The sequence below is a fragment of the Streptomyces sp. NBC_00989 genome, from assembly GCF_045162655.1.
Lineage (GTDB): Bacteria > Actinomycetota > Actinomycetes > Streptomycetales > Streptomycetaceae > Streptomyces.
The window spans coordinates 7,437,492-7,459,220 of record NZ_CP108728.1 but is presented as its reverse complement, the minus strand read 5'-3'; the positions used below and the strand labels follow the sequence as shown (position 1 = coordinate 7,459,220).

19 protein-coding genes are annotated in these 21,729 nt (G+C 71.2%); 6 read left to right on the top strand and 13 right to left on the bottom strand.

Annotation, left to right across the window (positions count from 1 at the left end):
• Positions 1-630 precede the first annotated feature (630 nt).
• From obgE to OG714_RS33235, 8 genes are all read right to left on the bottom strand, one after another.
• A complete protein-coding gene (gene obgE, locus OG714_RS33270) occupies positions 631-2,067 on the bottom strand; it encodes a GTPase ObgE (RefSeq protein ID WP_406126573.1) in 1,437 nt (478 codons plus the stop codon).
• 151 nt (positions 2,068-2,218) lie between these two features.
• The gene (gene rpmA, locus OG714_RS33265) at positions 2,219-2,473 is read right to left on the bottom strand and encodes a 50S ribosomal protein L27 (protein ID WP_019063244.1); all 255 of its coding nucleotides are present in this window, start codon (positions 2,471-2,473) and stop codon (positions 2,219-2,221) included.
• Positions 2,474-2,487: 14 nt separating this feature from the next.
• A complete protein-coding gene (gene rplU, locus OG714_RS33260; protein WP_006374708.1) occupies positions 2,488-2,808 on the bottom strand; it encodes a 50S ribosomal protein L21 in 321 nt (106 codons plus the stop codon).
• A 231-nt stretch (positions 2,809-3,039) separates the two neighbouring features.
• Complete coding sequence (locus OG714_RS33255; RefSeq protein WP_406126571.1) at positions 3,040-7,056, bottom strand: Rne/Rng family ribonuclease; 4,017 nt, start codon at positions 7,054-7,056, stop codon at positions 3,040-3,042.
• A 261-nt stretch (positions 7,057-7,317) separates the two neighbouring features.
• Positions 7,318-8,085 carry a TIGR03936 family radical SAM-associated protein gene (locus OG714_RS33250; RefSeq protein ID WP_406126569.1) on the bottom strand — a complete coding sequence of 256 codons (768 nt, stop codon included), beginning with the start codon at positions 8,083-8,085 and terminating at the stop codon, positions 7,318-7,320.
• A 46-nt stretch (positions 8,086-8,131) separates the two neighbouring features.
• Positions 8,132-9,241, bottom strand: a complete 1,110-nt coding sequence (locus OG714_RS33245) for a hypothetical protein (RefSeq protein ID WP_406126567.1) — start codon at positions 9,239-9,241, stop codon at positions 8,132-8,134.
• Between the two features lie 15 nt (positions 9,242-9,256).
• Complete coding sequence (locus OG714_RS33240) at positions 9,257-9,796, bottom strand: GNAT family N-acetyltransferase (protein ID WP_406126566.1); 540 nt, start codon at positions 9,794-9,796, stop codon at positions 9,257-9,259.
• 3 nt (positions 9,797-9,799) lie between these two features.
• Positions 9,800-9,985 (bottom strand): hypothetical protein, encoded by a 186-nt coding sequence (locus tag OG714_RS33235; protein WP_406126564.1) that lies wholly within the window; start codon positions 9,983-9,985, stop codon positions 9,800-9,802.
• Between the two features lie 62 nt (positions 9,986-10,047).
• Here OG714_RS33235 and OG714_RS33230 point away from each other — a divergent pair, with 62 nt between their 5' ends.
• Positions 10,048-10,587, top strand: coding sequence for a cysteine hydrolase family protein (locus OG714_RS33230; protein ID WP_406126563.1), 540 nt, complete (start codon positions 10,048-10,050; stop codon positions 10,585-10,587).
• 143 nt (positions 10,588-10,730) lie between these two features.
• Complete coding sequence (locus tag OG714_RS33225; RefSeq protein ID WP_406132047.1) at positions 10,731-11,570, top strand: hypothetical protein; 840 nt, start codon at positions 10,731-10,733, stop codon at positions 11,568-11,570.
• 13 nt (positions 11,571-11,583) lie between these two features.
• Here the strand turns inward: OG714_RS33225 and OG714_RS33220 are convergent, their stop codons facing one another.
• Complete coding sequence (locus OG714_RS33220) at positions 11,584-12,336, bottom strand: SDR family oxidoreductase (RefSeq protein WP_406126562.1); 753 nt, start codon at positions 12,334-12,336, stop codon at positions 11,584-11,586.
• A 153-nt stretch (positions 12,337-12,489) separates the two neighbouring features.
• Between OG714_RS33220 and OG714_RS33215 the strand changes: the two genes are divergently transcribed.
• Positions 12,490-13,338: a helix-turn-helix domain-containing protein gene (locus tag OG714_RS33215; protein WP_406132045.1), complete on the top strand. Its 849-nt coding sequence runs from the start codon at positions 12,490-12,492 to the stop codon at positions 13,336-13,338.
• A 5-nt stretch (positions 13,339-13,343) separates the two neighbouring features.
• Here the strand turns inward: OG714_RS33215 and OG714_RS33210 are convergent, their stop codons facing one another.
• A complete protein-coding gene (locus tag OG714_RS33210) occupies positions 13,344-14,081 on the bottom strand; it encodes an SDR family oxidoreductase (RefSeq protein WP_406126560.1) in 738 nt (245 codons plus the stop codon).
• A gap of 157 nt (positions 14,082-14,238) precedes the next feature.
• Here OG714_RS33210 and OG714_RS33205 point away from each other — a divergent pair, with 157 nt between their 5' ends.
• Positions 14,239-14,715: an RrF2 family transcriptional regulator gene (locus OG714_RS33205; RefSeq protein ID WP_406132043.1), complete on the top strand. Its 477-nt coding sequence runs from the start codon at positions 14,239-14,241 to the stop codon at positions 14,713-14,715.
• 29 nt (positions 14,716-14,744) lie between these two features.
• On the opposite strand, the gene OG714_RS33200 is transcribed toward OG714_RS33205, so the two are convergent.
• Positions 14,745-15,896 carry a glycosyltransferase gene (locus OG714_RS33200; protein ID WP_406126559.1) on the bottom strand — a complete coding sequence of 384 codons (1,152 nt, stop codon included), beginning with the start codon at positions 15,894-15,896 and terminating at the stop codon, positions 14,745-14,747.
• 307 nt (positions 15,897-16,203) lie between these two features.
• On the opposite strand from OG714_RS33200, the gene OG714_RS33195 reads away from it, so the two are divergent.
• Entirely contained in the window at positions 16,204-17,073 is an 870-nt protein-coding gene (locus tag OG714_RS33195) for a hypothetical protein (protein WP_406126557.1), read from the top strand.
• A gap of 193 nt (positions 17,074-17,266) precedes the next feature.
• Positions 17,267-17,962 carry a DUF899 domain-containing protein gene (locus OG714_RS33190; protein WP_406126555.1) on the top strand — a complete coding sequence of 232 codons (696 nt, stop codon included), beginning with the start codon at positions 17,267-17,269 and terminating at the stop codon, positions 17,960-17,962.
• A 12-nt stretch (positions 17,963-17,974) separates the two neighbouring features.
• On the opposite strand, the gene OG714_RS33185 is transcribed toward OG714_RS33190, so the two are convergent.
• Both OG714_RS33185 and OG714_RS33180 read right to left on the bottom strand, forming a co-directional pair.
• On the bottom strand, positions 17,975-19,942 hold the full coding sequence (locus OG714_RS33185) for a TIGR03960 family B12-binding radical SAM protein (RefSeq protein ID WP_406126553.1): 1,968 nt from the start codon (positions 19,940-19,942) through the stop codon (positions 17,975-17,977).
• Positions 19,943-20,049: 107 nt separating this feature from the next.
• Positions 20,050-21,654 carry a CHAD domain-containing protein gene (locus tag OG714_RS33180; protein WP_406126551.1) on the bottom strand — a complete coding sequence of 535 codons (1,605 nt, stop codon included), beginning with the start codon at positions 21,652-21,654 and terminating at the stop codon, positions 20,050-20,052.
• Positions 21,655-21,729 lie beyond the last annotated feature (75 nt).

Genomic DNA, 21,729 nt, shown 5'->3' with positions numbered 1-21,729 from the left:
CCGGGGCGGGCGGCCATTGCACCGGACAGGCAGCCACCACGCCGGACGGGCGGTCGCCACGCCGGGCAAACGGCCGTCCCACCAGTCGACCAGTCCCCCGCAGCCGACGGACAGTCACCTGGCCAGGGCGGACAGCCGCCGCGCCGGACGGCCAGCATGCTTGGCGGACGATCAACTCCGCCGGGGCGAGCGGCCATTGGGCCGAACAGGCAGCCGCCACGCCGGGCAGGCGGCCGTCCCATCGGTCGACCGGTCCCCGCACCCGACGGACAGTCACCTGGCCGGGACGGACAGCCGCCACGCCGGACGGGCGGTCACCACGCCGGGCAAACGGCCGTCCCACCGGTCGACCGATCACCACACCCGACAGACAGTCACCTGGCCACGACGGACAACCACCGCGCCGGGCAGGCAGCTGCCACGCCGGGCAAACGGCTATGCCACCGGTCACCACACCCGACCGGCAGCCGCCGCGCCAGCCACGCAGCCGCCACGGCCGGCGACCGGCACCCCGTTCGACGGGCAGTCACCCCGCCGAGCCGTGCGGTCAGCCCGCCGGCCGAACAGGCATCGCACAGCTCCGGTCACCGCACAGTTCCGGTCGCCGGAAGGCCGCGCCGCGCAGGTCGTTCAGAAGGGCTTGAACTCCTCGAACTCCTGGGTCGCCTCGTCCCGCTCGGCCTGCTTGTCCCGACGCCGCTGCGTCGCCGGCCGCGGCTCGTCGAGCCGGTGGTCCTCGCCACGCCGGCCCAGCATCTCCGCACCGGCCATGACGGTCGGCTCCCAGTCGAAGACGACCGCGTTGTCCTCGGGACCGATGGCGACGCCGTCGCCGGAGCGGGCGCCGACCTTCATCAGCGACGCCTCGACACCGAGACGGTTGAGCCGGTCGGCGAGATAGCCGACGGCCTCGTCGTTGCTGAAGTCGGTCTGGCGGACCCAGCGTTCGGGCTTCTCGCCGCGCACGCGGAAGAGACCGTCCTCCTCCTGTACGACGGTGAAGCCGCTGTCGTCGACCGCCTTCGGGCGGATGACGATCCGGGTCGCCTCCTCCTTCGGCTTCGCGGCACGCGACGCGGCGACGAACTCCGCGATGGCGAAGGACAGTTCACGCAGTCCCGTGTGAGCGACGGCCGACACCTCGAAGACGCGGTAGCCACGCGCCTCCAGATCCGGCCGCACCATCTCGGCCAGGTCCTTGCCGTCCGGTACGTCGATCTTGTTCAGGACGACCATCCGCGGACGCCGGTCGAGGCCGCCGTACTGCTTCAGCTCCTCCTCGATCATGTCGAGGTCGGAGATCGGGTCGCGCTCGGACTCCAGCGTCGCGGTGTCCAGGATGTGCACGAGGACGCTGCACCGCTCGACGTGGCGCAGGAACTCCAGGCCGAGACCCTTGCCCTGGCTGGCGCCGGGGATGAGACCGGGCACGTCGGCGATGGTGTAGACGGTCTCGCCTGCGGTCACCACGCCGAGGTTCGGGACCAGCGTCGTGAACGGGTAGTCGGCGATCTTCGGCTTGGCCGCGCTCAGCACGGAGATCAGCGAGGACTTGCCGGCGCTCGGGTAGCCCACGAGGGCGACGTCGGCGACCGTCTTCAGCTCCAGCACGATGTCCTGGAGGTCACCGGGCACACCGAGCAGCGCGAAACCGGGGGCCTTGCGGCGGGCCGAGGACAGGGCCGCGTTGCCGAGGCCGCCCCGGCCGCCCTGCGCGGCGATGTAGGAGGTGCCGTGGCCGACCAGGTCGGCGAGCACGTTGCCCGCGCCGTCGAACACGACCGTGCCGTCCGGCACCGGCAGGACCAGGTCCTGGCCGTCCTTGCCGGAGCGGTTGCCGCCCTCGCCGGGCTTGCCGTTGGTGGCCTTGCGGTGCGGGGAATGGTGGTAGTCGAGCAGCGTGGTCACGGACTGGTCGACGATGAGGATGACATCCCCACCCCTTCCGCCGTTGCCGCCGTCCGGGCCGCCGAGCGGCTTGAACTTCTCACGGTGGACGGAGGCACAGCCGTGGCCTCCGTTACCCGCGGCGACATGCAGCTCGACGCGGTCCACGAAGGTGGTCATGGGATGTGCCTCCAGTTACGTACAGCGATGTCTCTTGGTTCAGCTATGTCTCTTGTTCAACACGCGAAAGGCGGACCCGCTTCCCGGAAGGGAAGTGAGGTCCGCCTCGCGAAAGCTTCCGATCAGTTGCCTGATTCAGCTACCTGATGCTTCAGGCGACCGGAACGATGTTCACGACCTTGCGGCCACGGTGGGTACCGAACTCCACCGCACCGGCGTTCAGCGCGAACAGCGTGTCGTCGCCGCCACGGCCGACGCCCGAACCGGGGTGGAAGTGGGTGCCGCGCTGGCGGACCAGGATCTCACCAGCGTTGACGACCTGACCGCCGAAGCGCTTCACGCCGAGCCGCTGGGCATTGGAGTCGCGACCGTTCCGGGTGGACGATGCGCCCTTCTTGTGTGCCATGTCTCCTCAGTCCCTTACTTCGCAGCCGCGGGGATCTCAGTGACCTTGATCGCCGTGTACTGCTGGCGGTGGCCCTGACGACGGCGGTAGCCGGTCTTGTTCTTGTAGCGAAGGATGTCGATCTTGACGCCCTTGTGGTGGTCCACGATCTCGGCCTGGACCTTGATGCCGGCCAGCACCCACGGGTCGCTGGTCACAGCGTCGCCGTCGACAACGAGCAGGGTCGAGAGCTCGACCGTGTCGCCAACCTTGGCAGTGGAAATCTTGTCAACCTCAACGATGTCGCCGACAGCAACCTTGTGCTGGCGACCACCGCTGCGCACGATGGCGTACACGCTGATCTCACTCTCTAGCTCAGGGACGGCACCCCCGCAGTCCAGCCGCCCTGCACGAGCAGACGGCCTCTCCCGGCGGAACACGCCCGGGAGGAAGAGGTTTACGGGGATGTGGCGTGTCACCAGTGGACACGCCGACAGTCAAGGTTACGGGGCCGCAGCCGAACGGGTCAAACCGGGCCCGGTGGGGAGTGCGACTGGTCACATGGACCAGCCGCACCCGCCCGGGGTTCAGCCCTCGTCGGTGGAGGCGGTGACGGAGGACGGGCTCGTCTGCTCCGCCGCCGCGGTCTTCTTCGACGTGGTCTTGGCGGCCTTCTTGGCCGTCGTCTTCTTCGCGGCCGTCTTCTTGGCCGCGGTCTTGGTGGCCGCCGTCTTCTTGGCGACCGCCTTCTTCGCCGGGGCCTTCTTGGCAGCCTTGCGCGCGGCCGTCTTCTTGGCCGGAGCGTCCGCCTCGACCTCGGCCTCGGCGACCGGCACTTCCTCCACCACGGCCGACGGTACGACCGTGACGGCCGCCTCCTCGGACGCGGTGGGCGCGGTGGCCTTGCGCACGGCACGACGCCGCGGGCGGGCCGGAGCCGCGCTCTCGGCGGGCGCCTCGGGCTGCTCGACGGGCGCGGGCGTCTCGACGACGACCGGCGCGACGGCCTCGGTGACCGTCACCACGGCGGCCTCCTCGGACCCGGCAGGCGAACCCGCGGGCGCGGTCGCCTTACGGGTCGCCCGACGCCGCGTACGCCCCTTGGGCGCCGCGTCGTCGACCACCGGAGCCTCGACGACCGGCGCGGACGCCGGGGTCTCCTGAACCACGGGCGCCTCGACGACCGGGTCTTCCACGGCGACGGGTTCGGCCTGCGCGACGGCGGCCGGCTCGGCCTCCTCACGCACCTCGCGCGACTGCCGCTCGCCCCTCGGCGCACCGGCCGGAGCTGACGCCCGCCGGCTCGTCCGGCGCCGCGAACGCCCACCACGGGTGGCCGCGGCCTCCGCCTCGGCGGCGCTGCTGTACAGGTCCTCGTCGGGCCGGAACTCGGGCTCGGCGAACGGAACCGGCGTGGCGACCTCGGCGGCGACCTCGGCCTCGGTCTCGACCTCGTCGTCGGCCACATCGTGCTCGTGGTCGTGCTCGTGGGTGTCGTGGACGTCCTGCCCGGTCCCGTCACCACCGCGCCCGCGCCGCTTGCGCTTGCCGCCGCCACCGACCGAGGTCGGCTGCTCCATGTGCACGATGACACCGCGGCCGTTGCAGTGGACGCAGGTCTCGGAGAAGGACTCCAACAGGCCCTGTCCGACGCGCTTGCGGGTCATCTGGACCAGGCCCAGCGAGGTGACCTCGGCGACCTGGTGCTTCGTACGGTCGCGTCCCAGGCACTCCAGGAGCCGCCGAAGGACGAGGTCCCGGTTGGACTCCAGGACCATGTCGATGAAGTCGATGACGACGATGCCGCCCAGGTCGCGCAGCCGCAGCTGGCGCACGATCTCCTCGGCCGCCTCCAGGTTGTTCCTGGTCACGGTCTCTTCGAGGTTGCCGCCCTGACCGGTGAACTTGCCGGTGTTGACGTCGATCACGATCATCGCTTCGGTCTTGTCGATGACCAGCGAACCGCCGCTGGGCAGCCAGACCTTGCGGTCCAGCGCCTTCATCAGCTGCTCGTCGATGCGGTACGTCGCGAAGACGTCGACCTCGGAGGTCCAGCGGGAGAGCCGGTCGGCGAGGTCGGGGGCGACGTGCGCGACGTAGCCGTGGATGGTGTCCCACGCCTCGTCGCCGCTGACGATGACCTTGGTGAAGTCCTCGTTGAAGATGTCGCGCACGACGCGGACGGTCATGTCCGGCTCGCCGTACAGCAGAGTCGGCGCGTTCGAGCCGCCGCCGCCCTTCGCCTTCTTCTGGATGTCTTCCCATTGCGCCTGGAGGCGCTCGACGTCACGGCTCAGCTCGTCCTCGCTCGCGCCCTCGGCGGCGGTGCGCACGATGACGCCCGCGTCCTCGGGGACGATCTTCTTGAGGATGGTCTTCAGCCGGGCCCGCTCGGTGTCGGGCAGCTTGCGGCTGATGCCGGTCATGGAGCCCTCGGGGACGTACACGAGGTAGCGCCCCGGGAGGGAGACCTGGCTGGTCAGACGCGCGCCCTTGTGCCCGATCGGGTCCTTGGTGACCTGCACGAGGACCGACTGGCCGGACTTCAGGGCGGACTCGATGCGGCGCGGCCCGTTGGCCATGCCGAGCGCCTCGAAGTTGACCTCACCGGCGTACAGGACGGCGTTGCGTCCCTTGCCGATGTCGATGAACGCGGCCTCCATGGAGGGCAGCACGTTCTGGACCTTGCCCAGGTAGACGTTGCCGACGTACGAGGTCGACTGCTCCTTGTTGACGTAGTGCTCGACGAGCACGCCGTCCTCCAGGACGCCGATCTGCGTGCGCTCACCGCTCTGCCGGACGACCATCACACGCTCGACGGCCTCGCGGCGGGCCAGGAACTCGGCCTCGGTGATGATCGGGACGCGTCGACGGCCCTGCTCGCGGCCTTCGCGGCGGCGCTGCTTCTTGGCCTCAAGACGCGTGGAGCCCTTGATGGACTGCACCTCGTCGCTCGGGTGCTCGTCCTTCTTGGCGCGCGGCTCGCGGACCTTGACGACGGTGCGCTCGGGGTCGTCGGCCGACGCGGGCGTCTCGCTCTCGCCGCCCGAGTCACCGGCGCGACGACGCCGACGGCGCCGACGACGGCTGCTGCTGGACCCGGAACCGCCCTGGTCGTCGTCCGCCTCCTCGGCGTCCTCCTCGACCTGCTCGGCGGTGTCCTCGGAGTCCTGCGCGGCCTGCTCGGCGGCGTACTCCTCGCCGTCCTCGCCCTCGTCCTCACCGGTGGCGGACTCGCCACGGCGACGACGCCGGCCACCACGCCGACGGCGGCGGCGCGAACCGGGCTCCTCGGTCTCGTCACCGTCGGCGGAGTCCTCGGCCTCGTCGGCCTCTTCGGGCTCCTCCTCCACGGCGACGGCCTCGACGACGGCGGGCGCCTCGGGCTCGGCCTCGAAGGCGGCCCCCCGGCGACGACGCCGACGACGTCCGCCGGTCTCCTCCTCGACAACCTCCACGGCCACTGGCTCCGCTACGACGACGACCTCTTCCTCGTCGTCCTCCACGGCCTCGGCGGCGGCGGCCGCGGCGGCCCGCTCCGGGGTCTGGAACATCGGCTCGGTGAAGACGGGCGCCTGGAACACGGCGACAGCGGGCCGCCTCGGCCGACGCGGCCCGTCTTCCTCCTCGGCGCTGTTCCCGTTCTTGGGCGCGGGCGCGGAGAACCCTCCGGCTGCGGTCCGCACGGCCCGGCGCCGACGTCGCGGCCCCGAGTCCTCGGCGGGAACCTCGGCAGCGGTGTTCGTGTCCGCGGTGTCCGCGGTGGTCTCGTCGTTCACAGGGGCCTCCTCGCCCACGGGCGTCCCGGCAGGCGCGGACACACGGCGCGTGGCGCGACGACGGCTCCGACGCGGAGCGGCATCCTCATCGGACGCGGCAGCCGCGGAACCTTCGGTCACTTCTTCGGTCACTGCGGTGGCTTCAGCACTCTCGGCGGCCTCGGGCACTTCACTCGCCTCGGGCGCACCGGCGGGCGCGGACACCTTCCGGGTGGCACGCCGACGCGTACGCCCGGCGGGCGCAGCAGCCTCTTCCGCTACGACTGCGGGTTCCTCGGCGACGACGGGCGCGGCCTCGGGCTCCTCCACCGGCTCCACCACGGCAGCCGGGGCAACGGTCTCGGGCGCGGTCACCCGGCGCGTGGCGCGACGGCGGGTACGCCGCGGAGCGGCATCCTCGTCGGACTCCACGGGCGGCGCGGTCTCCTCGACGGCGGCGGGCGCGGCGGCGGCAACGGCCGGCACCACGATCTCGGCAGCCTCGGGCACCTCACTCGCCTCGGGCGCACCGGCGGGCGCGGAGACCCGCCGAGTGGCACGCCGACGCGTACGCCCGGCGGGCGCGGCTTCCTCTACGGCGGCAGGAGCCTCGGCAGCCACTTCGGTCACCTCGGCCGCGACGGGCGCGGTGACCTCGGCGTTCTCGTCCTGCTTCTCGTCGCTCACGTCGGCCGGTATGGCCGGAGCGCTGTTCTCGACCGCGCCCTCGGCGGCGGTCGGCGGTCCCGCTGGGCGAGACGCGGCGCGGCGCCTGCGGCGCGGCGGCAGCGTGTCGCTCGGGGTGGTCGGTTCGGAACCCTCGGTGGGTTCGGTCGGTTCGAGCATGCGGGCGTTTCTCCCGTCAGGCTCCCGGGCGCCGCGCCTGGTCCGGCAGGGATGCCGGTGACGTCCGCGGCTCGCGCGTTGCGCGGTGCCGCCGTCCGGGGCGCGGGCGCCGCACGGGAGCTCTCTGTGTCCTGTCTCGCCGGTTCCGTACGCCCAGATGCGGACGGCCTGGCGAAAGTCTTGTGGTCGGTGCGCTGCCCGACCCAGGTGGCTCCCGAGTCCGAGGGCGACGCTACGACGTCCGTCCTACGCGGAACTTCCCTACGCCGGCGCCTTCGCGGCGGCAGCTTCGGCGACCGTGGTGTTCCCGGTCACTGCTGCCTCGCGGTCGGGCGCGAGCGGGTCGGTCACCGTGCCGGTCTCTTCATCGAACAGCCCCTGCGCCAGCCTGGTCACCGCTGGGGCGACCGGCGGCGCCAGGTCGGCCACGGCGCGAAGACCGGACAGGACGTCGTCGGGTCGAACGGCAGGCGTCACGTGCCGAACAACCAGCCGCAGTATCGCACAGGCCTGGTCGGTAGGCCTATCAGCCTGTGGACCAACCGCCTCTAGATGCGCTACGGCGGGTCGGGCATCGAACGTCCGCATGCCGTTCTTGGCCATGCGCTGGACCTCGACGCTCTCGGCCGCGTTGAAAGCGGCCACCGCGCGCTCGGCGTCCTCGGGCGCCACTCCGTCGAGCCGCAGCTCCCACACGGAAGCCGTGAGCCGGTCGGCGAGCCCGGAGGTCCGGGCCTCGACCGCGTCGATGATGTCGAGCCCGACGGGCATCGACTCGTCGAGCAGCTCGCGCAGCTTGTCGGGGTCGCGCTCGGCGGTGAGCGCGATCTCCAGGTATTCCGCCTCACTGCCCGTGCCGGTGGGTGCGGCATTGGCGTACGACACCTTCGGATGCGGCGTGAACCCCGCCGAGTACGCCATCGGCACCTCGGCGCGGCGCAGCGCACGCTCGAAGGCGCGCTGGAAGTCTCGGTGGCTGGTGAACCGGAGGCGGCCGCGCTTGGTGTAGCGCAGTCGGATGCGCTGCACCGCGGGTGCGGGCGGCGGGCCTTCGGGCTGTCGCTTGCCCAGTGTCCTAGTCCTTCGTGAGAACGGTCGTACTTCTACCAAGAGTACGTGTGTCGTCGCCCGTCGGTTCCCGCAGCTCCACCGGCTCGGGCTGCCGGGGCTCGCCGAAGACCATCCGCCGGAAGTCGGCGCGAGCCTGCCGGGCGGAGTCGCGCGCGGCGGTCAGCACCTGCCGGGTGACCCGTCCCACAGCGCGCGCGGCCTCGGCGGCGGGCCGCAGCACCAGGTCCCGTACGACGTGTCCGACCGGGGTGAGAACCGTCCGGTACACCCAGGTCACGGGCTCGACGAAGATCCACCGGAAGAGGGTCCCGAGGACCCGCCCCACGGCGAGCGAGATGTGCCCGGCGATCCGCCAGGCGTGCCCGAGGGCGTCCCGGACCTCCCGCCCGACGACGGCGAGCACGCGCCCGACCGGTGTCAGCACCCAGCGCCAGAGGCCGATGGCGGGCAGGACGAGGAGAATCCGGGCGGTCCAGTAGAGGACGAACCCGACACCGGTACCGATCGCCTTCAGCAGCCACAGAAGTCCCCGCCCGCACCAGGCGATCGCGCGCCCGACCGGCGCCAGGACCCACGCGTACAGCCACCCGGCGGGCACGACGAACAGGTAACGCCCGAGCCAGGTCAGACCGGCGGCCACCCCGCCGACGACCCACGCCACCCCGGCGGCCACCCCGCCCGCGATCCACGCGCACGCGTGCCCTACGGGAGTGAGCAGGCGCGCGTAGACCCACACCAGCCCGCCCCCGACCTGCCGGGCGGCCCAGGCGAGACCGTGCCCGACCGGGGTGAACACGTACCGGTACAGCCAGACCAGCGGTACAAGGACAAGGAGGTTGGTGAGCCAGCCGAGCGCCTTGGCGAGCGGCACGACGACGTACCGCCACAGCGCCACCCACGGCCACACGAACACCGCGCGCGCCACCGGCCGCAGCACGGTCCGGTACAGGAACCGTCCGCCGACCACCAGCGCGTCCCAAACCAGTCGCACCGGCACGACCAGCACGAGCACGACGATGCGCACCGGGACGCGGATCGCGACGGCGAGACATCCCTCGGGCGACTGCGGCGACGGCCGCGCGGGCGGCTTCTCGAATTTCCTGGGGGCGTCCATACCGGGCAAGACGCCTCAGCTCCCCGTCCGGGTCCGGATCCAGTACCGCAATTTCCCGTCCCGCTCGTCCTCGAACTTCCCGCCACCGGCCTCGATCACCTTGCGGGACGCGATGTTGGTGGCATCACAGGTCACGAGGACCGGATCCAGGCCGAGTGCCCGAGCGTACGGCAGGACGTCGCGGAGCATCGCGGTCGCGTGCCCGCGGCGACGGGCACCCGGCCGGACGCCGTACCCGATGTGGCCGCCGTAGTCGAGGAGCCATGAAGTGAGCCTGTGCCGTATCTGGATCCGGCCGAGGTAGGTGTCGCCGTCCACGTACCAGTACCAGGTGTTCGGCACGAACCCCTCGGGCCGGCGCCCGTCCTCCGACTCCTCCTCACGCACCGCCTCGACGTACCGCGCGAACCCCGCCGGCTGCCGCCAGGTGCTGCCGTGCTCCCGCAGTTCACGCGCGAGAGTGCCCCCGAAGAAGTCGTCCTCGACGATGTGCTCGTACACGGCGTCCAGGAAGGAGACCCGGAACCGGGCGTCGGGCAGGATGAGTTCAGGCATCGGTCAAGGGTAGGGGTCACTGGGGCGGGCGTAGGCGGGGATCACGCCGACCCCCGCGACGACCATGCACCGGCGTGAACCCGATCTCTCCGCCGCCCAGTTGACGAAGTTCCGGACGAACTCCTCGCGGGCGGTGACGAGTTGGTGTCCGATCTCCCGGCACCCATAAGGCATAGTTGCGTCAGGCAAGCAATCACCTGTTGACTTGGCCCGCCTCTCCCCCGCCATCTCCCCCGTACGAAAGGACCGCGGTGTCCGAGCAAGCCCTTCTCGTCATGGACGTCCAGCGCATGATCGTGGACCGTTACCCCGACCCGGCCTATCTGCCGCGCCTGCGCAAGGCGATCGACGCGGCCCGCGCGAGCGGCGTCCGTGTGATCTACGTGACCGTCGGATTCCGCCCCGGCGCCCCGGAGATCAGCCCCCGCAACAAGCTGTTCGGCAGGCTCGCGGGCGCCCCCGCCGGCCCGGCCAACGACGTTCACCCGGATGTGGCCCCCGGACCCGGCGACATCGTCGTCACCAAGCGCCGCGTCAGCGCGTTCGCGGGCAGCGACCTCGACATGGTCCTGCGGGCGAACGACGTCGACCACCTGGTCCTGACGGGCATCGCCACCAGCGGCGTCGTCCTGTCCACCCTCCGCCAGGCCGCCGACCTGGACTTCACCCTCACCGTCCTGTCCGACGGCTGCCTCGACAACGACCCGGAGGTCCACCGGGTCCTCACGGAGAAGGTGTTCCCGATGCAGGCCGAGGTGACGACGGTGGCGGACTGGGTCACCGCGCGCTGAACTCCCTGTACTGAACTACCTATATTGGTGGGCGTACTTGAGGCCCGTACGTGACACCCGCCCTTGGACGGGCCGGAGTCGACGTCGGAGCGACCCGGGGGGATTGAGCGCTCGTGGGACCGGACAGAACTCGCGGGGCGGCCGTGGTCGCCGCCCTCTGCGCCGTAGCCGTACTGCTTCTCGGTGCCTGCGGCAGGCAGGTCGCGGGCGGCGCGGACGGCGCGACGCCGACCGGGCCGATCCCCTGGACCACCACGGAGCCCTTCAGGGTCACGGCTGCCCAACTGGCCGACGATCAGCGGACGTTGACCCTGACCGCCCGGGTCCCCGACGGCAAGCGGCCCTGCGTGCGGGCGCTCAGGGCCGCGGTCACCGCCGCCGAGAACAACACCGTGTGGGTCCAGATCACCCTCTCCTCACCATCGGGCGACAGGCGCTCCGGCTGCACCGGGGAACGTACGGCCACGACGCGACTCCGGCTGCCCGAGCGCTTGGGCGACCAGAAGCTGGTCATCGACAACGACACCCAATTCACCACCGACGGCGCCAAGTTGCCCGCACTGCGGCTGTGCGGGGAGCTCGGCTGCCACCCGCCGGCCACCGGCTGCACCAGCGCCTCCTACCAGCAGGCGCTGATGGCGGCCGACGCCCCCGAGCACACCTACCTCAACTCCGAGCACTGCGACGGCAAATGGCTGGTCCTCGACTTCTCCTGGCGTACGGGCCCGGTCTGCGGCGACACGACCGCGTCCCCGGCCGGCTGCTCGTCCCAGCTGGGCGACCGCTGGTTCTTCCGTGCGAAGCCCGCCGGTTGGGCACCGGTGGCGGAGAGCGCGGCCGGCGGCTGCAAGGCCGTCCGGCGCGCGGAGCCCGCGTTCCCCACGTCGTTGTGCGCCGGGCTGGCCCCGCTCTCCGCCTCACTGCACCCGAGTTACCCGCCACCGTCGGCATCCGCTTCGCCGACCGGCAGCCAACTCCCCTGACCCTGACGGGACTTCAGCCCTGCGCCGTGGGCCTGACGACGATCTCGTTGACGTCGACGTCCGCGGGCTGGTTGACGGCGTAGACGATCGCCTCGCCGATCGCCGTCGCGGGGATCGCGATGCCCATCATGTCCTCGGCGACCGCGCGCATGCCCAAGTCGCCGATGCTGTCGGTCAGTTCGGTGCGGGTGAAGCCGGGGCTGACCACGGTGACGCGCAGGTCGCGGCTCTCCTGCCGCAGCCCTTCGGAGATGGCGCGGACCGCGTACTTGGTGGCGCAGTAGACGGCCGCGGTCGGATCGACGCGGTGCCCGGCGACGGAGGCGACGTTCACGATGTGTCCCGCGCCCTGCTCGCGCATGACGGGCAGCACGGCGGCGATGCCGTGCAGCACACCGCGGATGTTCACGTCGATCATGCGGTTCCACTCGTCGACCTTCAGGGCCTCCAGCATCGCCAGGGGCATCACGCCCGCGTTGTTGACGAGCACGTCGACCCGTCCGTACGACTCCCGCGCGGCCCGGACGAAAGCCTGCACGCTCTCCAGGCTGGTCACGTCCAGCTCGTGGTGGTCGGCCGTACCCCCGGCCGCCTGGATGTCCTTGGCCACGGCGGCGAGGCGGTCGGCTCGCCGCGCGCCGAGGAACACCCGGTGCCCCGCCGCGGCCAGCAGCCGGGCCGTGGCCTCGCCGATACCGCTGCTCGCGCCGGTGATCAGGACGACCTTGGCGGTACGGGAGACGGACTGGACGGTGGTGGCGGTCATGAGGAGCCCTTCGGTGAAACCTGATCCGCACGGTGGTGATCCACCGTGCCTTCCGAGCATCGGCGGAATCGGCCCGATGAGGCAGGGCGAGGCTTCCTGGGTGCGCCACTCCCAGGAAGCGAGGGGGCGCCGTAGGCTTTTGGAATGGACGGCATGGACGGTACGGACGGTTACGCACTCGGTGATTTCCTGCGTGCGCGGCGGTCCCGGCTGACGCCGGCGGAGGTGGGTTTTCCCAGTTCAGGGGCGCGCCGGGTGGCCGGGCTGCGGCGCGAGGAGGTCGCCGTGCTGGCCGGGGTCAGCGCCGACTACTACGCCCGGCTGGAGCAGGGCCGGGAGCGCAGCCCCTCCGGCCAGGTGGTCGACGCCATCGCCCGCGCCCTGCGCCTGGACACGGACGCCCGCTGGCACGCGTACCGCCTGGCCGGCCTGGTCCCGAGGCCCGTCCCCGCCGAGCCGTCCGACGAGGTGGACCCGGCGCTGCGCCGGCTGATGCACGCGTTCCCGACGGCGGCGGCATACGTCATCAACCGGCGTCTGGAGGTCCTCGCGTCGAACGCGCTGGCCGACGCGCTGCTCGCGCCCCTGGGCGACCGCCGCAGGATGGTCCGCTCGCTGTTCCTCGACCCGGCGGCCCGGGACCTGTTCGCCGACTGGCAGCATGTCGCGCGCTGCTCGGCCGAGGCGCTGCGCCTGGCGACGGGCCACGACCGGGACGACCGCGAGCTCGACTCGCTGATCGCCGAACTCCTCGACGGGAGCGAGGAGTTCGCCGCCCTGTGGCAGAACCACAGCGTCAGCCGCCCGGGCCGCCAGTCCAAGACCTTCAACCACCCGGACGTGGGCCGCATCACGCTCACGTACCAGACCTTCGACGTGCAGAGCGCCCCCGGCCAGTGCCTCCTGGTCGGCACGGCGGAGCCGGACACGGCGGACGCGGCGGCGCTGGCGCGGTTGGGGTCCCTGCACGCGGCCGGGACCCCGAAAGCGCCCCAGCGGTAGGCGAGTCAGTGCCCGGCGAGCCATTCCGTGTAGTGGGTGGCGGTGATGCGGGCGTCGTCCGGGGGGGTGAGGACGTCACCGGGGACGACGGCGAACATGCCGGCGGTGTCGTCGGTGACCACGGAGTCGGCGCTGCCCTTGGCGGTCAGGGTGAGCCGGCCGAGTTCGTCGAGGGGGTAGACGTCCGGTCCCGCGATGTCGAGGACGCCGTTCAGCGGGGCGCCCGCGGCGACCTCGGCGACGACGGCGGCGACCTCCGCGGCGGCGATCGGCTGGACCGGCGTACGCGGCAGCCGGACGGTGTCGCCGTCGGTGGTCATGGCGAGGGTCGCACCCATGAACTCCATGAACTGCGTGGCGCGGACGATGGAGTACGGGACCGGCCCGCCCTTGAGGAGGTCCTCCTGAAGGACCTTCGCCCGGTAGTAGTCCAGCCCGGGGACCTGGTCCACGCCGACGATGGACAGGATGACGAAGTGGCCGGCCCCGCCCTTCTCGCTCGCGGTGAGCAGGTTGTCCATCGACGTCTGGAAGAACCCGATCGAGGCGTCGTCGAAGGTCGGTGAGTTCGTCAGGTTGACGACGACGTCGGCGCCCGAGACGGCCGCCTCCAGCCCTTCACCGGTGATGATGTCCACGCCGGTGGACTGCGAGTGCGGCACGGCCTGATGCCCGGCCGCGTTCAGGTTCCGCACGACCTGCGACCCGATCAGTCCGGTACCGCCGATGACTGCGATCTTCATGGCCTACGCCTTCCGTAGATGACTTACGTCCGATATGCACCGCCGGGCGAAACCGGCGGCACCCCGAAACCAAAACCCGGACACTTCTTATCCGAGATAATACTCGGACAACAGACATCCGAGTCAACCGGAGTCTGAGTAAAATGAGTGGGTGAAGATGTCCGGCGGAGTCGAGTGGGCCCTGCACTGCTGCGTTGTCCTGACCTCGACCCAGGCCCCGGTCCCGGCCGCACGCCTGGCCGAGTTCCACGACGTGTCACCGACCTACCTCGCCAAACAGCTCCAGGCCCTCTCCCGCTCCGGCCTGGTCCGCTCGGTACAGGGCAAGTCGGGCGGCTACGTCCTGACCCGCTCCCCCGCGTCGATCACGGTCCTCGACGTCGTCGAGGCGATCGACGGCCCCGACCCGGCCTTCGTCTGCACGGAGATCCGCCAACGCGGCCCGATGGCCACCCCTCCCGAGTCCTGCACCACACCGTGCGCGATCGCCCGCACGATGGCCGCGGCCGAGTCGGCCCGCCGCGATGCCCTGCGGTCCGTCACGATCGCCGACCTGGCGGGCGACGTGGAATCGGACTCCGGGGAGGGGACGCTGGCGGGCGTCGGCACCTGGCTGGTCTCACAACACGACTGACCCTCACGGCGAGCGCGTCGGCGTACCGCCTACTTCTTCCCGCCCCTGGCCGCCTTGCCCGCCCGGGATGCCTTCGGCCCGCGCGCGGAGTTCGACGGCCGGGGGACCGCGGCGGCGTGCGGGGCGGAGAACTCCCGGTTGGCCATGGTCTGGCGGCGGATGGCGGCGGGCAGGTCCGGCAGGGCCAGCAACCGGTCGCACGCCTCGATCGAGGCCGCGAACTCGCCCACCCAGTAGGCGGTGATCGAGAACTCGAAGAGGAGCCCCCATCGGTACACCCAGGACTTGGTGAAGAGCAGGTCACCCGGTTCCGGCCTGCCGACGACGTCGCGGAGAAGGGCGTACGCGGTGCGGTGGCGGCCCGCGAGCCGCAGGCGGGACGCCAACTCGTAGCAGGCTTCCAGCCGTTCGGGGCGCCCGTCCCAGGCCCGGGAGAACGCGTCCATCGCCCCCGGCCAGTCGTCGGCCTCCTCCGCCCGCAGGATTCCGGCTTCCAGGAGGGAGCAGTAGACCTCCTCGCCCCAGCCACCCATCCGCGCGCGCCGCTCGTAGAGAGCGATCGCTTCCCGCGGGTGCCCCAGGTCGCGTTCGGTGTTGGCCAGATAGAAGACCGTGCGCGGATTGTCCGGGTCCCGCTCCAGCTCGCGCCGCAGCAGACGCGCGTCGCGCTCGAACTTGTCGCTACGGCAACCGCCGTCGGCCTGGTCCTCGATGACGAGCGCGTCCAGGTTCTCCTGGGTGTCGGCCTCGTCGGTGCACGGGTACTCGTGCGTCACCCCCTCGTAGCGCCACGGCCAGTCGCCCCGCATCAGGTGCTTGAACCGGTGCTGGGTGCCCGGGGTGTCGTAGCGCAGCATGTATGAACCGGCCGTCAGCCGGGGCAGCGGGGCGTCCTGCCGCATGACGTGGTCGGCGTCGAGGGTGAGCAGGTAGTCGGCCTTGCCGCGGGCGTGCTGGATGTTCCGGGTCCGGTTGTGCCCGAAGTCGACCCAGGGTTCCTCGTGGAGTTCGCCGGGAACGCCGTCCAGCACCTTGCGGATCAGGTCCTGCGTGCCGTCCGTCGAGCCGGTGTCGGAGATCACCCAGTAGTCGACGAGCGGGCGGACGGCCTCCAGACAGCGCTCGATCACGAGCGACTCGTTCTTGACGATCATGCACAGGCAGAGGGTCTGCTGCTTCACGGCCTCACCCGTCCCGGACTGCTGACGTCCCGTCGGAATCACGCGCGTCACAGTGGCACGCGTCCGCTTCGTGACCGTCCATCCACGCGGAAGCCCGCGCCGAGAGTCCCCGAACAGCGGCGGCCGAGGCCGTACGGGTGATCGCAGGTAAAAAGTGCCCCATCGGAGCGCACCAGTTAGTCCGATATGACGACATACGGGCGCGTTCCGTACCGCTACGCCGGTCGCCCGAGCCACCTCAGGCCAAGCTCGCGTTCGCACTCGGATTCGGGACATCACCCGGACCGGTCTCCCAAGGAGCACACAGATGAACCCTGAGTTCCCGACGTCCTCGCCCCTCGGTCCGCTGGTCCGGGACCGGTTCAGGAAGGCGGGCACGGTGGCCTCGCTCGCCCTGGTCCTGGCGGCAGGCGTGGCCACTCCGGCCGCCGCGGCGGCGCGGAGCGTGACCGACCGGCCGAAGGCGGCCGCCGGCAACGGCGGCGACCACTGCAAACCGGCCCACCATCACAAGTCCCGGGTGACCGAGGGCGGCGGCAAGGGCGACTGCAAGGGACCGACGGGCCCGACCGGTCCGAAGGGCCCGAAGGGCGACAAGGGAGCCACCGGCGCGACCGGTCCCAAGGGGCCCACGGGCGCCACGGGCGCGACCGGCGCCCAGGGCCAGCCCGGAGGACCGGGAGCCACCGGGCCCACCGGCCCCACCGGCCCGCAGGGCGACCAGGGCGCGACGGGTGCCACCGGAGCACAGGGCACCACGGGCGCGACCGGACCGGCGGGCCCCACCGGCGCCACCGGGCCGTGCGCCGACATCGACGGGTTCCAGGACCAGCAGGTGTACGAGGTCCGCGGCGCGGTGAGCGGGACCATCACCTACGCGGGCATCCGCGACGTCCGCCCCAACGAGGACCACACCATGAGGTGGACCGACCTCAGCACACTGACGGGCTACCCGAGCGGCGGCACCAACGGCTTCGCCTGTGCCGTGTCCGTCAACGAACACAGCCAGGGCAACCAGGACCTGGCAGGCATCAAGTACGACGTCATCACCACCACGGGACTGGTCTTCGAGACCATCTGCACCGAGAGCCACGCCGCGAACACCCCGGCCAGCCTGACCTGCCCCGGCCCGTGGACCGCGCTGAACTCACCCGAACCGGGCAACAGCAACAACTGACCGTCCCGCACGCACCTCTGGCCCGGTCACATCCCACGACGTGACCGGGCCGGGCCGGGTGCGGACAACACCCGCTCCGGGCATCCGGCCGCCTCGCCGAGCTTCCCGGGCCTCCCGACCGATGAGTTCCACGGCCCGCCGAGGTCTACCCCCGCACAAGGCACAGCCACGCCCACCAGCTCTGCGAGGGACCATGACCACCGACGCGCTACCCCCCGTCGTCGACACCGCAACGTGGGAAACCCGACTCGCGACCCTCCGCGCCCGCGAGAAGGCCGCGACCCGGGAACTCGACGCCATCGCCGCCGAACGCCGCCGTCTGCCGATGGTCGAGATGCCCGACTACACCCTCGACGGCGAGGACGGCCCGGCCCGGCTGGCGGAAGTCTTCGACGGCAAGCGGCAGTTGATCGTCTACAACCACATGTGGTTCGCCGGCAAGGAATGGCAGTGCCCGGGCTGCACGGGGTTCACCTCGCAGTTCACCCGCCTGGAGTTCCTGGACGACTACGACGCACGGTTCGTCATCGTCACCCAGGGCCCGATCGACGAGGCCCTCGCCTACAAGCAGCGGGTAGGCAACCGGATGCCCTGGTACTCGACCGCGAACAGCCCCTTCGGCACCGACGTCGGCGCACCGCCCGACGGAGGATTCGCGGTCAACGTCTTCCTGCGCGACGGCGACACCGTCTACCGCACCTGGCACACCACCGGCCGCGGCACCGAGCAACTCAGCCACAGCTTCGCCCTGATCGACCTCCTGCCGTACGGCCGCCAGGAGGAATGGCAGGACTCCCCCGAGGGCTGGCCCCAGTCCCCCACGTACAGCCGATGGGCAGGGTCCAAGGACATCGCCACGCTCTACGGCCCCTCGGACCCCGTCAGTTGACCGACGCACCGCTCAGTGCGTGTGCCCACTCCCCGCGGGCTGCTTGACCGTCAGCGGGAGCAACTTCTTCCCCGTGGGCCCGATTTGGATGGACGTGTCCATCTGCGGGCACACCCCGCAGTCGAAGCACGGTGTCCACCGGCAGTCCTCGACCTCCGTCTCGTCGAGGGCGTCCTGCCAGTCCTCCCAGAGCCAGTCCTTGTCGAGGCCCGAGTCCAGGTGGTCCCAGGGAAGGACCTCCTCGTACGTCTTCTCGCGGGTCGTGTACCAGTCGACGTCGACGCCGAACGCCGGCAGCGTCTTCTCGGCGCAGCGCATCCAGCGGTCGTAGGAGAAGTGCTCGCGCCAGCCGTCGAAGCGGCCGCCGTCCTCGTAGACCGCGCGGATGACCGCGCCGATCCGGCGGTCGCCGCGGGAGAGGAGGCCCTCGACGATGCCCGGCTTGCCGTCGTGGTAGCGGAAGCCGATCGAGCGGCCGTACTTCTTGTCGCCGCGGATCTTGTCGCGGAGCTTCGTGAGGCGGGCGTCCGTCTCCGTCGCCGAGAGCTGCGGGGCCCACTGGAAGGGGGTGTGCGGCTTGGGGACGAAGCCGCCGATCGAGACCGTGCAGCGGATGTCGTTCTGGCCGGAGACCTTGCGGCCCTCGGCGATCACCTTCATCGCCATGTCGGCGATCTGCAGGACGTCCTCGTCGGTCTCCGTCGGGAGGCCGCACATGAAGTACAGCTTCACCTGGCGCCAGCCGTTGCCGTACGCCGTCGAGACCGTGCGGATCAGGTCCTCTTCCGAGACCATCTTGTTGATGACCTTGCGGAGGCGTTCCGAGCCGCCTTCCGGCGCGAAGGTGAGGCCGGAGCGCCGGCCGTTGCGCGTCAGCTCGTTCGCCAGGTCCACGTTGAACGCGTCCACGCGGGTGGACGGCAGCGACAGGCCGACCTTGTCCTCCGTGTAGCGGTCCGCCAGGCCCTTCGCGATCTCGCCGATCTCCGAGTGGTCGGCCGAGGAGAGTGACAGCAGGCCCACTTCCTCGAAGCCCGTCGCCTTGAGGCCCTTCTCGACCATCTCGCCGATGCCCGTGATCGAGCGTTCACGGACCGGGCGGGTGATCATGCCCGCCTGGCAGAAGCGGCAGCCGCGCGTGCAGCCGCGGAAGATCTCGACCGACATGCGCTCGTGGACCGTCTCGGCGAGAGGGACCAGCGGCTGCTTCGGGTACGGCCACTCGTCCAGGTCCATCACCGTGTGCTTGCTCACCCGCCACGGGACGCCCGACTTGTTCGGGACCACGCGCGCGATGCGGTGGTCCGGCAGGTACTCGACGTCGTAGAAGGCCGGGATGTAGACCGAACCCGTCTTCGCCAGGCGGAAGAGGACCTCCTCGCGGCCGCCGGGGCGGCCCTCCGCCTTCCAGGCTCGGATGATCTTCGTCATGTCGAGGACGGCCTGTTCGCCGTCGCCGATGATCACCGCGTCGATGAAGTCCGCGATCGGCTCGGGGTTGAAGGCCGCGTGGCCGCCCGCCAGCACGATCGGGTCGTCGAGCGTCCGGTCCTTCGACTCCAGCGGGATGCCCGCCAGGTCCAGGGCCGTGAGCATGTTCGTGTAGCCGAGTTCGGTGGAGAAGGAGAGGCCGAACACGTCGAACGCGCCCACCGGGCGGTGGCTGTCGACCGTGAACTGCGGGACCTTGTGCTCCCGCATCAGCGCCTCCAGGTCCGGCCACACGCTGTACGTGCGCTCGGCGAGGACGCCCTCCTGCTCGTTCAGGACCTCGTAGAGGATCATGACGCCCTGGTTGGGCAGGCCGACCTCGTACGCGTCCGGGTACATCAGCGCCCAGCGGACATCGCACGACTCCCACGGCTTGACCGTGGAGTTGAGCTCACCGCCGACGTACTGGATCGGCTTCTGCACCTGCGGGAGCAGGGCTTCGAGCTGCGGAAAGACGGACTCTGCGGCCGCAGCGACTTCGGCAGGCATCTCGCGAACCTTCGTGAGCGGGACTGAACGGACGGGTGACCATCCAGACTAACGCGATCCCGGACCTCACCCGTACGCCGCAATCACGCACGGGCCTCCCCGCACGCTCAGACGGACTCCTCGGCCACGATCTCCTCCCACGCCCCCGGCAACGCGGCCTCCACCCCGGCCGCCCGCTGCTCCTCCCGTCCGTACAGCACTCCGTACGTGAACGAGCTCTCCCCCGCCGCGTGCGCCACCGCGGACAGCTCCCGCAGGGTCACCCGGACCATCACGCTGTCCTGGTGCTCGCCCAGCAGGCTGGTCAGCGACTTCATGGACTTGGCCAGCGTGCGGGCCGGCGCACCGAGGGCCGGCGTCGCCGCCTCCGCCGCGTACCGGGTGCGCTTGGCCTTCTTGCGGGCCTCGTGCAGCGCGAGGTCACGGTCCGCGCCGGGCGGAGCCTCGATCGCCTCCTCGACGAGCGCGGAGACCTTCCCGAAGTCCTTGTGTACGGCCTTGCCGATCGCCTTCTCCGGTGTGCCGGCCGCGGCGGGCAGCAGGGGCGGTTCGGCGATCACCGCGTCCAGGGTGTCGAGGAGCGTGAGGTAGCGACGGGAGTCCAGGACGCCGATCAGGCGGCTGCGGGATCCGCCGTGCCGGGCGTTCGCCCAGGTGTCCAGGCGGGTGCGGATCGGGCCGGAGATCAGGGTGGCGGGCAGTTCGCCGAGGATCGTCGTCAGGCGTTCGGTCACCACTTCCCGGTCGCGGTCCACGCCCAACTCGCCCGCCAGCCACTTCAGTTCGTCGCCGATCGGGTCGGTGACCTCCCGGTCGAGGACCTTGCCGTAGGAGCGGAAGGTGCTGCGCAGGCGGCGGGTGGCGACGCGCATGCGGTGGACGGAGTCGTACGCGTCCTGCCGTACGGCGGGGTCGAGTTCGAGGATCGCGTCGCGCTGGGCGCGGGCGTAGGCGAGGACGTGGTCGCCGGCGGTGACCGGATCCGCGGGCCCCTCGGGCACGGGCGGCGCCTTGCGCTTCTTCTTACCCGACCCGGACTTTCCCGACCCGGACTTTCCCGACCCCGACTTCCCCGACCCCGACTTCCCCGACCCCGACTTCCCCGGCCCCGACGGGCGTGACGTCTCCGCCAGCGCCCGCGCCAGCTTCGAGGCCGACGACGACGGCCGTACGCCCGCCTTGCGCAGCCGTTTCTCCACCTGGTCGAGGAACGCCGGGTCGCCGTCGTCGGCGAGTTCGACCTCGATCTCGGTCCACTGGGCGGTGCCGCCGCCCTCGGTGAGGCGCTCCGCGTGCACGGCGTCCACGCTGACCTCGGCGAGCAGCACGCCGTCCGCGTCCACGAGGTGCCGTACGTCGCGGTCTGAGCGCAAACGGACGGCGGGCAGCAGTTCGGCCTCGCGCACCCGGGAGCGGACCAGCGCGGCGAGGCTGTCCGGCACGGTGTCGGAGAGGGGTTCCCGGATCTCGTCGCGGACGCCGGGCGCGACCGGCACCTTCAGGTGCCAGCCCGCGTCGGAGCCGCCGGTGCGGCGGCGCAGGGTCAGTGAGGCGGCGGCGAGGCGTTCGTCGGCGGTGTCGTAGTACACGGCGTCCAGACTCATGACGCCCTTGTCGATGACGGCCTGGACCCCGGCGACACCGGTCAGGTCGGGCAGCCCACTCTCGTCGGACTCGTACTTACGCTCGATCTCCCGCTTTGTGTCCGCCATGACCTGAATCTAGTTGCTGACCGGCCAGGATGGCAGGGCGCGTCCCCAAGGAACCCCAGGGAAACCCTGGGGTTC